Origin of the sequence: Pseudomonas sp. MH9.3, from assembly GCF_034354675.1 — a bacterium.
Classification (GTDB): Bacteria; Pseudomonadota; Gammaproteobacteria; order Pseudomonadales; family Pseudomonadaceae; genus Aquipseudomonas.
In genome coordinates this window covers 2,035,645-2,049,085 of the sequence record NZ_CP133785.1, presented here as the reverse complement: position 1 = coordinate 2,049,085, position 13,441 = coordinate 2,035,645, and the positions used below count along the sequence as shown (strand labels likewise).

Sequence of the window (13,441 nt, the reverse complement as noted above, 5' to 3'; positions counted from 1 at the left end):
ACGGGATTACATGGAAATCGGTCTGCGCGAGTGGCTGATCGTCATCGGCATCATTGTGATTGCCGGTATTCTTTTTGATGGCTGGCGCCGCATGCGCGGCGGCAAGGGCAAGCTTAAGTTTCGTCTGGACCGCAACCTGTCCAACTTGCCCGACGACGACGGCAGCGCCGAGCTGCTGGGGCCGCCCCGTGTGCTCGATACCCATAAAGAGCCGCAGTTGGACGAGCATGACCTGCCGTCGATGAGCGCGCCGCAGCGTGAAGCCCGCGAGCCGACCAAGCGTGGCAAGCGTGGCAGTGCAGGCGCCGCCGAACCGCACCAGGGTGACTTGAATCTCGACGTGGAAGAAGGCCCGAGCTTCAGCAGCCGCGACGATGATTTCCCGGATGAAAACGTCGGCAAGCAGGCCTCGCGTCAGTCGGTCAGCGACCAGCCGGCCGCCGAGGAAGTGCTGGTGATCAGCGTGATCTGCCGCGACGCCGGTGGTTTCAAAGGCCCGGCGCTGTTGCAGAACATTCTCGAAAGCGGCCTGCGCTTTGGCGAGATGGATATTTTCCATCGTCACGAAAGCATGGCCGGTAACGGCGAAGTGCTGTTCTCCATGGCCAACGCGGTCAAGCCGGGCACCTTCGACCTGGACGACATCGACCTGTTCAGCACCCCGGCGGTGAGTTTCTTCCTTGGCCTGCCAGGCCCGCGTCACCCGAAACAGGCGTTCGACGTGATGGTGGCGGCAGCCCGCAAGCTGTCCCAGGAACTCAACGGCGAACTCAAGGACGACCAGCGCAGCGTGCTGACCGCCCAGACCATCGAGCATTACCGTCAACGCATCGTCGAGTTCGAGCGTCGCGCCCTGACACAGAAACGCTGAGGTTCGATCTTAAGCGTTGTCTGTAGAATCCGTGCACTAACATATTGAGCAGCTTCGGCTGCTCTTTTGCTTTATGAGAGAACACCCATGACCGCCGCCCACACCCGCATTCTCGAGCTGCGCGCTGAACTGGATCAGCACAACTACCGCTACCACGTGCTCGACGAGCCGAGCATTCCGGACGCCGAGTACGACCGCCTGTTTCATGAGCTCAAGGCGTTGGAGGCCGAGCATCCTGAGCTGGTGACGCGCGATTCGCCGACGCAGCGGGTGGGCAGTGCGGCGCTGTCGGCGTTTACCCAGGTGCGCCATGAGATTCCCATGCTCAGCCTGGGCAACGCGTTCGATGAGAGCAGCATGCTGGAGTTTGATCGGCGCGTGACCGAGGGCCTGGACCTGCCGGCCGGCGACCTCTTTGGCGCTGTCGAGTACAGCTGCGAACCCAAGCTTGATGGCCTGGCGGTCAGCCTTTTGTATCAGGACGGCGAGCTGGTGCGTGGCGCCACCCGTGGCGACGGCACCACCGGCGAAGACATCAGCGTCAACGTGCGCACCGTGCGCAATATCCCGCTCAAACTGCACGGCAGCGGCTGGCCGGCGACGTTGGAAGTGCGCGGCGAAGTGTTCATGTCCAAGGCCGGTTTCGAGCGCCTCAACGCGTCGCAGTTGGAAGTCGGCGGCAAGACCTTCGCCAACCCGCGCAACGCGGCAGCCGGCAGCCTGCGCCAGTTGGACTCGAAGGTCACCGCCAGTCGCCCGCTGGAATTCTGCTGCTATGGCATCGGCCAGGTGACGGCGGACATCAGCGACAGCCATATCGGTAACCTGCAGCAGCTGCAGCAGTGGGGCCTGCCGATCAGTCATGAACTGAAACTGGCCAAGGGCATTCAGGATTGCCTCGACTACTACCGCGACATCGGCGAGCGGCGTAATAGCCTGCCCTATGAAATCGACGGCGTGGTGTTCAAGGTCAACCGCATTGCCTCCCAGCGCGAACTGGGGTTTCGTGCCCGCGAACCGCGCTGGGCCATTGCCCATAAATTCCCGGCCATGGAAGAACTCACCGAACTGCTCGATGTGGAATTCCAGGTCGGCCGTACCGGCGCCGTCACCCCGGTGGCGCGCCTGAAACCGGTGAAAGTGGCCGGCGTGACGGTGTCCAACGCCACCTTGCACAACATGGATGAAGTGGCGCGCCTGGGCCTGATGATCGGCGACACGGTGATCATCCGCCGCGCTGGAGACGTGATCCCGCAGGTGGTCTCGGTGGTGACCGAACGCCGCCCCGGGCACGCCCGCGCGGTGCAGATCCCCGAGCACTGCCCGGTGTGCGGCTCCCATGTGGAGCGCACGCAGCTGGTCAAGCGCAGCAAGGGCAAGGAAACCGTCAGCGAGGGCGCGGTGTACCGTTGCGTCGGCCGCCTGGCCTGTGGTGCACAGCTCAAGCAGGCGATTATCCATTTTGTCTCGCGCCGGGCCATGGACATTGACGGCCTGGGCGACAAGACCATCGAGCAACTGGTGGATGAAAAGCTCATCGGTTCGCCAGCTGACCTCTACAAGCTCACGTACGAGCAGGTCATCGACCTGGAAGGCTTCGCCGATATTTCCAGCAAGAAGCTGATCACCGCGATTGAAAACAGCAGGACGCCGACCCTGGCGCGCTTTATCTATGCCCTCGGCATTCCCGATGTGGGCGAGGAGACCGCCAAGGTGCTGGCACGCTCTCTGGCCTCGCTGGAGCGGGTGCAGCAGGCCTTGCCGCAGGTGCTGACGTACTTGCCGGACGTGGGCCTGGAAGTGGCGCACGAGATTCATAGCTTCTTCGAAGACGCTCATAACCGGCAGGTGATCGGCGCGCTGCTGTCGCCGGACGAATGTGGCCTGCAGGTGCAGGATCAGGGTGACCTGAGCGCCGAGTTCGCCGCCAGCACCACCCTGGGCGGCTTGCTCGACAAACTGCACGTACCGTCCGTCGGCCCGGGCGCGGCGCAGAAACTCGCCGATAAGTTCGGCAGCCTCGAAGGCGTAATCAAGGCCGACTGGCTCGACATGCGCCAGGCACTGCCCGAGAAGCAGGCCAAGGCGGTGCGCGAGTACTTCGATAACCCGGCAAACGCCAGCCACGCGTTGGCCATCGAGCAGCAGCTCAAGGACTTCGGCATGCACTGGGAGAGCGAGAAAAAGGTCGTCGAAGGCCTGCCGGAAGCCGGGCACACCTGGGTCTTCACCGGCTCTCTGGAGTTGATGAGCCGTGACGTGGCCAAGGAAAAGCTCGAAAGCCTGGGCGCCAAGGTGGCCGGTTCCGTGTCGGCGAAAACCCACTGCGTGGTGGCTGGGCCAGGGGCAGGATCCAAGTTGGCCAAGGCCAGCGAGCTGGGGCTCAAAGTGCTGGATGAGGCCGCCTTTGTGGCGTTCCTGAGCAAGTACGGCAAAGCCTGACGCTGCGCGCGGGAACGATCCCGTGCGCAAGGTGATCTAGTCTCTGTCTTCCCGTGAGAGATCGCCATGTTCCGCTACTTCGAGCAACTCAGTTCGCGCATCGCCGCCCCGTTCATGGCCGGATCCTCGCGTAACAGCAAGGTCTGGCAATGCCGCTGCGGCCAGTCGCTGTTTTTTCGCAACAGCCAGTGCCTGGCCTGCTCGGCCCTGCTGGGCTACCACCCGCAGCAGAGCCGGCTGTCGTCGCTGCAACCGGGCCCGGTGGTCGATACCTGGCAGATGGATGACAACCTCGACGCCGGCGCCTTTCGCCGTTGCGCCAACCTCGACACCCCGGCGGCGTGCAACTGGCTGATCCCGGCCCACAGCACCGACACGCTGTGCGTGGCCTGCAGCCTGAACCGCACCATTCCCGACCTGTCGATTGCAGAAAATCACGAACGCTGGGGCAAGGTCGAGACGGCCAAGCGTCGGCTCGTCGCACAGTTGATCAGCCTGGGCCTGCAAGTGGTGCCCAAAAGCGTGGATGAAGAGGCGGGCCTGGCGTTCGACTTCGTCGGTGTCGACCTTGAAGGCAATGCACCCACCACCGGGCATGCCAACGGCCTGATCACCCTCGACATCAAGGAAGCCGACGACGCTCACCGCGAGAAGGTCCGCGTGCAGATGCACGAGCCCTACCGCACCTTGCTCGGGCATTTTCGTCATGAAGTCGGCCATTATTACTGGGATCGTCTGATCGCCAACAGCCACTGGCTGCAGCCATATCGCGACCTGTTCGGCGACGAACGCGCCAGTTACGCCGAGGCGCTCGACCAGCACTACCAGCACGGCCCGCGTGCCGACTGGCAGCAGACCTGCGTCAGCGCCTACGCCACCATGCACCCGTGGGAAGACTGGGCGGAAACCTGGGCCCACTACCTGCACATGATGGACGCCGTCGACACCGCCTTGGGCTTTGGCATGAGTGCCCGTGAGATGGACCTGGACTACCAGCCGTTCCCCCTCACCACCCTCTATGATCCCGAGCATCCCGGTGGCCCGGCGTTCCTGTCGTTCGTCAACGCCTGGATCGAACTGGCCGGCATGCTCAACGAACTGTCACGCAGCATGGGCCAGCCGGATTTTTACCCCTTTGTACTGCCGCCTGCAGTGATCGCCAAGCTGCACTTCATTCACCTGGTGATTCAGGAAGAGGGCGGCCGGGCTGATGAGGTCCTGCTGGCAAAATGAAAGAGCGACAGTGGTGAGGCGCAAGTCTCTGGCAAGTGCTTGAACCAGCGGATATTTTTAATCCGGCACCAACGGTTGTAACTTCCGATGAGATCGGTACAATGGCCCCGCTTGCCGAGAGGCAGGCGTCGTTATGGTGACCCCATCGGTCCCCCCGCAACGATTACCCGTGAACCTGGTCAGAGCCGGAAGGCAGCAGCCACAGCGGGAACATTGTGTGCCGGGGTGTGGCTGGTGGGGTTGCCTCCATAACGCTCTCCCTCCTGATTCAACTCACCCTCCTTTTATTCAGCCTTCTGCCCATTTTTCATGGCGCGGACGATTTCGGCTGGACAGCGTCAAACTGCCTGCTAATTTCAATCATGCAAATGACCTCAGTGCTGGAGTAGTGAAGAAGTGAAGGCGCTCAATTCCTGAAGACTTAGGATGATTGCCATGACCACTTCTGCAGATTTATCCGGTGCTATCGGTGCTTCAGTCGGCACCGCTGCCAAAGCCAGCAATGTGCCCGCTGACGTCAAATTCATTCAACAGCTGTTCAATATGATCGCCCCCACCTCCGCGACGCCCCTGGTGGTAGACGGCAAATGCGGGCCGCTGTTGATCCAGCGTATTAGCGACTTCCAGAAAACTCGCCTCAATGTGATCAGCCCCGACGGGGTCATTGATCCGGGCGGCAGGACGTTTAAGAGTCTGCTCGAGGATGCGCGCAAGGCCGGGCAACCTGCTGCGGCGGTTCAATCGCCGGTTCAGGCTGTGTCGGACAAGCAGCAGTTGGTCAACCAGGCCACCTGCGACGGTAACGTGAACCTCAGCGACGCCGACTTCAAGCGTGCGGCCCTTGCGTTGGGCAACGGCATCGAGGTGAATATCATCAAGGCGTTCGCCATCGTGGAGTCGAGCGGACGATCCGGATTCGGGCCGGAAAAATTCCCGGTGCTCGCCTACGAGCGGCACATCTTCCATAAATACACCCAGAAAAAGTATGCCAGTACCCATCCCAATCTTTCAGCCCCCTGCATGGTAAAGGCCGACACGCAATGGCGAATCAATAACAAGAATCAGGCCACCGCCTGGCAAACCTTGCGGGCGGCGTACAGCCTGGATCAGAAGGCTGCATTGATGTCCGCGTCTTACGGCATGTTTCAGATCATGGGCTTCAATTTTGCAGCGTGTGGTTTCAAGGATGTGTTTGATTTTGTTGCTGCGATGAAGCTCAACGCCGGCCAGCAGTTGAATGCGTTTGTGGGTTTTTGCAGCAAGAATGCGGCGTTGGTCAAGGCCATGAAGGCCCGGGATTATGCTGGGATGGCCCGTCACTACAATGGTCGGCAATACGGCGATTACGACCAGCGAATCAAAAAGGCTTATGAAAAACTGCAAGCCACTAAATAGCGGGCTTACCTGGGCTGTTTCTCGGCAGGAAACAGCCTATGGACAACCCCAAACCGGCTTGTTAGCGTCCGCCGGCCTCTTGCTTATCGCGTGGCAACTGTGCGCAATTGATAGTGAACTGGGGAAAGACACGATGATCCGTTTTCTGGCGATGGGTGTGTTGTCGTTATGCGTTGTTGGCCCTGCCTTGGCGGCCGAACTGCATTCGGGCAGATACGAAGGCTTGATGCTGGCCGTGACGCCGCAGCATGAGGTCGAAGGCTATTACGCCGAACAAATGGGCGAAGGTGTGACGCGCGGTTGCGCGTTCTACCTGCAAGGCAAGCCCGACGCGCTGACCACCTGGCTCGACGCCGCCTACCCCGGCAGCGTGGCGCCGTCAGTCGATGGCGTGACGTTGACTGTGGAGCAGGGCCGGCAGCATCCCGGTTGCATGACTGTGCTGATGCCCGAGATCGCCACCGGCCTGGACTTGAGCGAGACTGCCGATACGCAATGGATCGGTCTGGTGACCGTGTCGGTCGACAAGGCCTACCTGCTTGAATCGCCGGGCGCCGACGCTGCCAAGCGCCCTTACATCGTCAAGCATGACGTGGTGGGTGTGCTGGCCTTCAAGGATGGCTGGGCCCAGGTCGAGTTCACCAATGCCGGGGATCGCACCTACACCGGCTGGATCAGCCAGGATCAGTACGCTCGGTTGACTGCGCCGAAAAGCTGACCTCAACGACACACACAGTCCAGGTGTGGGAGGGAGCAAGCCCCCTCCCACATGGTTTTTCTGAGTTAAGCGAACGTCCCTTGCCGGTCTTCAGTCCGTAGGGGCATTGGCGGCGGGGCGCCCGGTGTACAACTGGATAATGCCGTCGATTTCCCCCGACCTCTTCATTTGCTGCAAGGTGCGCAGGATCTGTTGCACCGGCACGTCCGCGGCATTGCGCACCACGCACCTGAGGTCTTGCTCTTCAATTGTCGCCACCTTGTGCAAGCGCCGCCCAACCGGGACTTTCTGATTGAAGCGATCAACGATCCATTCATTCATCACCGCATAGTCGAAGCGCCCGGCCACCAGCTTTTGCAGCACCTGTTCCTCGCTGCGGGCATCGTCGCGGCTGAGCTGGCCGCTGGCAAACAGCAGGTCGAGCAGGGGGTAGCGGTAGTTGAGCACCGTGCCGATCGGTTGCGCGGCCAGTTCGTCCACCTTCACCGGCTGGCTGTTGATGCTGACCAGCACATCGCGCTGCACCATCAGCGGCACGCTCCAGCTGTAGTCGCCCGACAGGTCGTTGACCCAGGCCTGGGCCACGTAACAGCGCACATCAATGTCGCCATGGGCCATGGCTGCCGCAATCCGCACCCGCGACAGCACATGGAAACTGATCGGGCGGCCGACCTGGGTGGCCAGGCTCGACATGAGGTCGTACACAATCCCCTGGGTGGGCACGCCGCCCTCCAGTTGCACCACCGGCATCGCCCAGCTGTCGGAAACCGAGAAACGCAGCGGCGCAGGGGCCGCCAGGGTGGCCGTGGCTATCATCCATAAAGCGCCCAGAACTACGCGCATATGCCCTCCATGTTCAGGCCTTCGAGAGGCGGTTGAGCACAGCTTAGTCAGATTAGACGAGCGTGCCGGATGCAATTTCCCCCTTGCTCCGCTAGCATTACCGGCTTCCGCTTCCCAGTTGCGACGGTTTTCGATGAGTTATCAGGTTCTTGCACGTAAATGGCGCCCGCGCTCGTTCCGCGAAATGGTCGGCCAGACCCATGTGCTCAAGGCTCTGATCAATGCCTTGGACAGCCAGCGGCTGCACCATGCCTACCTGTTCACCGGTACGCGGGGGGTGGGCAAGACCACCATCGCGCGCATCATCGCCAAGTGCCTGAACTGCGAAACCGGTATCACCTCCACACCCTGCGGTACCTGCTCGGTGTGCCGCGAGATCGACGAAGGGCGCTTCGTCGACCTGATCGAGATCGACGCCGCGAGCCGCACCAAGGTCGAAGACACCCGCGAACTGCTCGACAACGTGCAGTACGCCCCCAGCCGCGGCCGCTTCAAGGTCTACCTGATCGACGAAGTGCACATGCTCTCCAGCCATTCCTTCAACGCGCTGTTGAAAACCCTGGAAGAGCCGCCGCCCTACGTCAAATTCATCCTGGCCACCACCGACCCGCAGAAACTTCCTGCGACGATTTTGTCGCGGTGCCTGCAATTCTCCCTGAAAAACATGACCCCGGAGCGCGTGGTCGAGCATCTGACCCACGTGCTCGGCGTCGAGAACGTACCGTTCGAGGACGACGCACTGTGGCTGCTCGGCCGCGCCGCCGATGGTTCGATGCGCGACGCCATGAGCCTCACCGACCAGGCCATCGCCTTCGGTGAAGGCAAGGTCATGGCCGCCGATGTGCGCGCCATGCTGGGCACCCTGGACCACGGCCAGGTGTTCGACGTGCTGCACGCGCTGATCGAGGGCGACGCAAAGGCACTGCTCGAAGCGGTGCGCCATTTGTCGGAGCAGGGCCCGGACTGGAACGGCGTGCTCTCGGAAATACTCAACGTGCTGCACCGCGTCGCCATCGCCCAGGCGCTGCCTGAAGGCGTCGACAACGGCCATGGTGACCGCGACCGCGTTTTGGCCCTGGCCCAGGCGCTGCCGGCCGAAGATGTGCAGTTCTATTACCAGATGGGCCTGATCGGCCGCCGCGACCTGCCGCTGGCGCCGGACCCGCGCGGTGGCTTCGAGATGGTGCTGCTGCGCATGCTGGCCTTCCGGCCCGCCGACTCGGCCGACGCGCCGAGGCAGCCGCTAAAGCCAGTGGGGATCAGCCAGGCCACAGTTGATTCCGCCAACTCCGTGGCGGGTGCGGCGGTGGTTGCGCCGGTGGCGACTGCGCCTGTTGTGCCGGAGCCGGCGCCAGAGCCATTGCCCGAGCCGGCGCCGGTCGTGGTCGAACCCGAGGCTGAGCCCGAGGCGATTGTCGATCTGCCCTGGAACGAGCCGGCCCCAGTCGAGCCCGAACCCGGACAGCAGCCCGCCGTGGAGCCCGTGCTGGAAACCACCGGCGAGCAGCCCGAACTGACGCCGATGCCCACGCCGACCCCGGACAGCGTGGTGCCGGATGCCCCCGAGTGGGTGTCTGCGCCGGTGCCCGAGCCGACCGTTGCGCAGGTGGAAGCCGCCGTTCCGGCTATCGACCTCGACGACGAACCGCCACTGGACGAAGATTACATCGAGCCGGATATGGATTCGGCCTACAGCTACCTGGACGAACTGGCCAGCGAACACGTTGCCGAACCGGCCCCGGAGCCCGAGGCGGAACCCGCCGCAGCCCCGGCCACCGGTCTGGCGCTGCAATGGCTGGAGTTGTTCCCGAAACTGCCGATTTCCGGCATGACCGGCAGCATCGCCGCCAACTGCACCCTGATCGCCATCGACGGCGACCACTGGCTGCTGCACCTGGACCCGGCCCACAGTGCGCTGTTCAATGCGACCCAGCAGCGTCGGCTCAACGATGCGCTCAACCAGTACCACGGGCGCACGTTGACCATCGCCATCGAGCTGATCAAACCTGAGCAGGAAACCCCGGCCCAGGCCGCGACCCGTCGGCGCATCAACCGCCAGCGCGATGCGGAACAGTCGATCCAGGCTGATCCGCTCGTCCAGCAGATGATGCAGCAGTTCGGTGCGGTGGTGCGTCACGATACTATTGAACCTGTCGAGGCTCCGGTGACCCAAGCGTCATGACACCGGGCTGTTAACTGTTTGATCCACGTACTTTTGAGGTGATTCCCATGATGAAAGGTGGCATGGCCGGCCTGATGAAGCAGGCGCAGCAGATGCAGGAAAAGATGGCCAAGATGCAGGAAGAACTGGCCAACGCCGAAGTCACCGGCAAGGCCGGTGGCGATATGGTCAGCGTGGTAATGACGGGTCGTCACGACATCAAGCGCGTGAGCATCGACCCAAGCGTGCTGCCGGGCGTGGGCGAAGATGACCTGGAAATGCTCGAAGCGCTGTTTGCCTCGGCCGTCAACGACGCCGTGCGCAAGATCGAAGCCAACAGCCAGGACAAAATGTCCGGCATGACCGCCGGCATGCAGATGCCACCGGGAATGAAGCTGCCGTTCTGATCGTTCAGCCTGGGCTGTACGTCAATGCCAGGCCTTGCGCCTGGCATTTTTGTTTGTGCCGATCCGATCGAACCCCGGCATGACACTCGCGGTCTGCACCCTATACCGATGATTTCGATAAGGAGCACCCTGATGTCTCAAGAACCGACTCTCAACCAGCGCATCGTCCTGGTTTCGCGCCCCCAGGGCGCACCGACGCCGGAAAACTTCCGCCTGGAACGGGTGACGCTGCCGGAGCTGGCGGACGGCCAAGTGCTGCTCAAGACGCTGTACCTGTCCCTCGACCCCTACATGCGTGGCCGCATGAGCGACGCGCCGTCTTACGCGGCGCCGGTGGAAATCGACGAGGTGATGACCGGCGGCGCCGTCAGCCGTGTCGAGCAATCGCGCAATCCGAGATTCGAAGTGGGCGACCTGGTGGTCGGTTCCACCGGCTGGCAGAGCCACAGCATTTCCGATGGCAGTAACCTGGTGCCGGTGCCCAACGGCCTGGCCAGCCCTTCCATGGCGCTGGGCGTGCTGGGTATGCCGGGCATGACCGCCTACATGGGCCTGATGGACATCGGCCAGCCCAAGGCCGGCGAAACCCTGGTGGTGGCGGCGGCCTCGGGCGCGGTGGGCTCGGTGGTGGGGCAGGTGGCCAAGCTCAAGGGCCTGCGCGTAGTGGGCATCGCCGGCGGTGCGGAAAAATGCCGCTACGTGGTGGACGAGCTGGGTTTTGACGCCTGCGTCGACCACAAGAGTGAGGATTTCGCCAACGAACTGGCCGTGGCCTGTGCCAACGGCGTCGACATTTATTACGAAAACGTCGGCGGCAAGGTGTTCGATGCGGTGCTGCCGTTGCTCAATGCCAAGGCGCGCATTCCCCTGTGTGGCTTGATCGCCGGCTACAACGCCAACGAAGCACCCACCGGCCCTGATCGCCTGCCGGCGCTGCAACGCGCCCTGCTGACCAAGCGCGTGCGTATCCAGGGCTTTATCGTGTTCGACGACTATGGCGACCGCCAGCCGGAATTCCTCAGCGCCATGGCGCCATGGGTGCGCGAGGGCAAGATCAAGTTCCGCGAGGACGTGGTCGACGGCCTGGAACAGGCGCCCGAGGCGTTTATCGGTTTGCTCGAAGGACGCAACTTCGGCAAGTTGGTGGTACGCGTCGCGCAGGATTGAGCATTTGACGCTAATCCGAGGCGCGGGTATAAACCGCGTCTCGTTGTTTTGTCGGACCCTTCGCCCATGAGCTTCAGCCCCCTGATTCGCCAACTGATCGACGGCCTGCGTACGTTGCCGGGCGTCGGCCAGAAAACCGCCCAGCGCATGGCGCTGCAACTGCTGGAGCGTGATCGCAGCGGTGGCATCCGCCTGGCCCAGGCCCTGAGCCAGGCCATGGAAGGCGTAGGCCATTGCCGTCAGTGCCGCACCCTCACCGAAGAAGAACTCTGCCCACAATGCGCCGACCCGCGCCGCGACGACACTTTGCTGTGCGTGGTGGAAGGGCCGATGGACGTGTACGCGGTGGAGCAGACCGGCTATCGCGGCCGTTACTTCGTGCTCAAGGGCCACCTGTCGCCGCTGGACGGCCTGGGGCCGGAAGCCATCGGCATTCCGCAACTGGTGACGCGGATCCAGGAGCAGGGCACGTTCACCGAAGTGATCCTGGCCACCAACCCGACCGTGGAAGGCGAGGCCACCGCGCATTACATCGCGCAGTTGCTGACCAATAAAGGCCTGATTACCTCGCGCATCGCCCACGGCGTGCCACTGGGTGGCGAGCTGGAACTGGTGGACGGCGGCACCCTCGCGCACTCGTTCGCCGGCCGCAAGCCCATCGCGCTCTAGGCAATACCGCAAGCCTCAAGGTGCACACCCAATAAAAATGTGGGAGGGAGCAAGCCCCCTCCCACATGTTGACTTGCGGCTTAACCGCTATTTTTCGGTCAATGCAAACTGCGTCAGGCAGAACGTGGGAATCCCCATAGCCTGCAAACGCTGCGACCCACCCAGCTCCGGCAAATCAATGATCGCCGCTGCTTCAAAGATCTGCGCGCCCATGCGTCGCACCAGGTTCGCTGCCGCAATCAGGGTGCCGCCGGTGGCGATCAGGTCATCGAACATCAGCACCGAGTCGCCTTCGCACAGGCTGTCGGCGTGCACTTCCAGAAAAGCCTCGCCGTATTCGGTCTGGTAACCCTCGGCGAGCACGTCGGCCGGCAATTTGCCCTGCTTGCGGAACAGGATCAGCGGTTTGTTCAACTGGTAGGCGATGATCGAGCCGATCAGGAAACCGCGCGCATCCATTGCGCCGATGTGCGTGAAGTCAGCCTCGACGTAGCGCTGGGCAAAGGTATCGGCCACCAGGCGCAGAGCGCGGGGTGACTGGAACAGCGGCGTGATGTCACGGAAAATCACCCCAGGCTTGGGGAAGTCGATGACGGGGCGGATCAGGGATTTGATGTCGAACGAATCGAGGATCATCGTCGAGGGTCCTGGGAGGAAAACGGACGCGAAGTATACCTGCGGCGTCGCCGGTGCGCTTGGCCGCAGGTGTCTGGATCAGCCTTCCAGGGAGCCGCCGGCCAGCGCGCACAGCTGGATCGGGTCGAGGATGTGCACTTCCTTGCCCTCGGCGGCCAGCAATTGACTCTGTTGAAAACGCGTGAATACCCGGGACACGGTTTCCACCGCGAGGCCCAGGTAGTTGCCGATTTCATTGCGCGACATGCTCAGGCGGAACTGGTTGGCCGAGAACCCACGGGCGCGAAAGCGCGCCGAGAGGTTGACCAGGAAGGTGGCAATGCGCTCGTCGGCGGTTTTCTTCGACAGCAGCAACATCATCTGTTGATCGTCACGAATCTCGCGGCTCATCACGCGCATCAACTGGCGGCGCAGTTGCGGCAGTTGCAAGGCCAGTTCATCCAGGCGCTCGAAGGGGATTTCGCACACCGAGGTGGTCTCCATCGCCTGGGCTGACACCGGGTGCATCTCGGTGTCCATGCCTGACAGCCCGACCAGTTCGCTGGGCAGGTGAAATCCGGTGATCTGCTCTTCGCCGCTGCCGCTCAGGCTGAAGGTTTTCAACGCGCCCGAGCGTACTGCGTAGACGGAATCGAACCGGTCGCTCTGGCGAAACAGAAACTCGCCTTTCTTCAGCGGGCGCCCGCGTTTAACGATCTCGTCCAGCGCATCCATGTCTTCCAGATTCAACGAAAGTGGCAGGCAGAGGGGGGCCAGGCTGCAATCCTTGCAGTGAGCCTGGCTGTGAGCGCGCAGTTTGACTGGCTCAGGCATTTCTTAAATCCTTGTGGGAAATCACACATAAGACGTAAGGGTAACGCACCGAGGGTAGGTGAGGCCAGCGCGTACAAAACGGCGCC

At 62.4% G+C, this 13,441-nt stretch carries 12 protein-coding genes and 1 other RNA gene; 10 read left to right on the top strand and 3 right to left on the bottom strand.

From position 1 onward, the window contains the following. Nucleotides 1–10: 10 nt before the first annotated feature. From zipA to RHM60_RS08670, 6 genes are all read left to right on the top strand, one after another. On the top strand, nucleotides 11–871 hold the full coding sequence (gene zipA / locus RHM60_RS08695; protein ID WP_209983681.1) for a cell division protein ZipA: 861 nt from the start codon (nucleotides 11–13) through the stop codon (nucleotides 869–871). 87 nt (nucleotides 872–958) lie between these two features. Next, nucleotides 959–3,313: an NAD-dependent DNA ligase LigA gene (ligA, locus tag RHM60_RS08690; RefSeq protein WP_322214201.1), complete on the top strand. Its 2,355-nt coding sequence runs from the start codon at nucleotides 959–961 to the stop codon at nucleotides 3,311–3,313. 66 nt (nucleotides 3,314–3,379) lie between these two features. Beyond that, nucleotides 3,380–4,546 carry a zinc-binding metallopeptidase family protein gene (locus RHM60_RS08685; protein ID WP_209983677.1) on the top strand — a complete coding sequence of 389 codons (1,167 nt, stop codon included), beginning with the start codon at nucleotides 3,380–3,382 and terminating at the stop codon, nucleotides 4,544–4,546. 143 nt (nucleotides 4,547–4,689) lie between these two features. Further along, an RNA gene (gene ffs, locus RHM60_RS08680) (signal recognition particle sRNA small type) lies at nucleotides 4,690–4,786 on the top strand. 195 nt (nucleotides 4,787–4,981) lie between these two features. After that, nucleotides 4,982–5,941, top strand: coding sequence for an N-acetylmuramidase family protein (locus RHM60_RS08675; RefSeq protein ID WP_322214200.1), 960 nt, complete (start codon nucleotides 4,982–4,984; stop codon nucleotides 5,939–5,941). A gap of 133 nt (nucleotides 5,942–6,074) precedes the next feature. Next, on the top strand, nucleotides 6,075–6,659 hold the full coding sequence (locus RHM60_RS08670; RefSeq protein WP_322214199.1) for a hypothetical protein: 585 nt from the start codon (nucleotides 6,075–6,077) through the stop codon (nucleotides 6,657–6,659). Between the two features lie 90 nt (nucleotides 6,660–6,749). Here RHM60_RS08670 and RHM60_RS08665 read toward each other — a convergent pair whose 3' ends face one another. Further along, a complete protein-coding gene (locus RHM60_RS08665) occupies nucleotides 6,750–7,502 on the bottom strand; it encodes a transporter substrate-binding domain-containing protein (RefSeq protein ID WP_322214198.1) in 753 nt (250 codons plus the stop codon). A gap of 133 nt (nucleotides 7,503–7,635) precedes the next feature. Here RHM60_RS08665 and dnaX point away from each other — a divergent pair, with 133 nt between their 5' ends. The 4 genes from dnaX (at nucleotide 7,636) to recR (ending at nucleotide 11,906) form a co-directional block, all read left to right on the top strand. Then, nucleotides 7,636–9,684, top strand: coding sequence for a DNA polymerase III subunit gamma/tau (gene dnaX, locus RHM60_RS08660; protein ID WP_322214197.1), 2,049 nt, complete (start codon nucleotides 7,636–7,638; stop codon nucleotides 9,682–9,684). Between the two features lie 47 nt (nucleotides 9,685–9,731). Next, entirely contained in the window at nucleotides 9,732–10,070 is a 339-nt protein-coding gene (locus RHM60_RS08655; RefSeq protein WP_003230417.1) for a YbaB/EbfC family nucleoid-associated protein, read from the top strand. 132 nt (nucleotides 10,071–10,202) lie between these two features. Next, on the top strand, nucleotides 10,203–11,237 hold the full coding sequence (locus RHM60_RS08650; protein WP_322214196.1) for an NADP-dependent oxidoreductase: 1,035 nt from the start codon (nucleotides 10,203–10,205) through the stop codon (nucleotides 11,235–11,237). Between the two features lie 66 nt (nucleotides 11,238–11,303). Further along, entirely contained in the window at nucleotides 11,304–11,906 is a 603-nt protein-coding gene (gene recR, locus RHM60_RS08645; RefSeq protein WP_003230421.1) for a recombination mediator RecR, read from the top strand. An 87-nt stretch (nucleotides 11,907–11,993) separates the two neighbouring features. Here recR and RHM60_RS08640 read toward each other — a convergent pair whose 3' ends face one another. Both RHM60_RS08640 and fnr read right to left on the bottom strand, forming a co-directional pair. Beyond that, nucleotides 11,994–12,542: an adenine phosphoribosyltransferase gene (locus tag RHM60_RS08640; protein WP_057009159.1), complete on the bottom strand. Its 549-nt coding sequence runs from the start codon at nucleotides 12,540–12,542 to the stop codon at nucleotides 11,994–11,996. Nucleotides 12,543–12,620: 78 nt separating this feature from the next. Continuing rightward, entirely contained in the window at nucleotides 12,621–13,355 is a 735-nt protein-coding gene (fnr, locus tag RHM60_RS08635) for a fumarate/nitrate reduction transcriptional regulator Fnr (RefSeq protein ID WP_003230424.1), read from the bottom strand. Between the last annotated feature and the right edge of the window lie 86 nt (nucleotides 13,356–13,441).

Excerpts from the sequence above, each read along its gene's own strand:
- zipA (WP_209983681.1), top strand. The coding sequence starts at position 11 with ATGGAAATCGGTCTGCGCGAGTGGCTGATCGTCATCGGCATCATTGTG.
- ligA (WP_322214201.1), top strand. The coding sequence starts at position 959 with ATGACCGCCGCCCACACCCGCATTCTCGAGCTGCGCGCTGAACTGGAT.
- RHM60_RS08685 (WP_209983677.1), top strand. The coding sequence starts at position 3,380 with ATGTTCCGCTACTTCGAGCAACTCAGTTCGCGCATCGCCGCCCCGTTC.
- RHM60_RS08675 (WP_322214200.1), top strand. The coding sequence starts at position 4,982 with ATGACCACTTCTGCAGATTTATCCGGTGCTATCGGTGCTTCAGTCGGC.
- RHM60_RS08670 (WP_322214199.1), top strand. The coding sequence starts at position 6,075 with ATGATCCGTTTTCTGGCGATGGGTGTGTTGTCGTTATGCGTTGTTGGC.
- RHM60_RS08665 (WP_322214198.1), bottom strand. The coding sequence starts at position 7,502 with ATGCGCGTAGTTCTGGGCGCTTTATGGATGATAGCCACGGCCACCCTG.
- dnaX (WP_322214197.1), top strand. The coding sequence starts at position 7,636 with ATGAGTTATCAGGTTCTTGCACGTAAATGGCGCCCGCGCTCGTTCCGC.
- RHM60_RS08655 (WP_003230417.1), top strand. The coding sequence starts at position 9,732 with ATGATGAAAGGTGGCATGGCCGGCCTGATGAAGCAGGCGCAGCAGATG.
- RHM60_RS08650 (WP_322214196.1), top strand. The coding sequence starts at position 10,203 with ATGTCTCAAGAACCGACTCTCAACCAGCGCATCGTCCTGGTTTCGCGC.
- recR (WP_003230421.1), top strand. The coding sequence starts at position 11,304 with ATGAGCTTCAGCCCCCTGATTCGCCAACTGATCGACGGCCTGCGTACG.
- RHM60_RS08640 (WP_057009159.1), bottom strand. The coding sequence starts at position 12,542 with ATGATCCTCGATTCGTTCGACATCAAATCCCTGATCCGCCCCGTCATC.
- fnr (WP_003230424.1), bottom strand. The coding sequence starts at position 13,355 with ATGCCTGAGCCAGTCAAACTGCGCGCTCACAGCCAGGCTCACTGCAAG.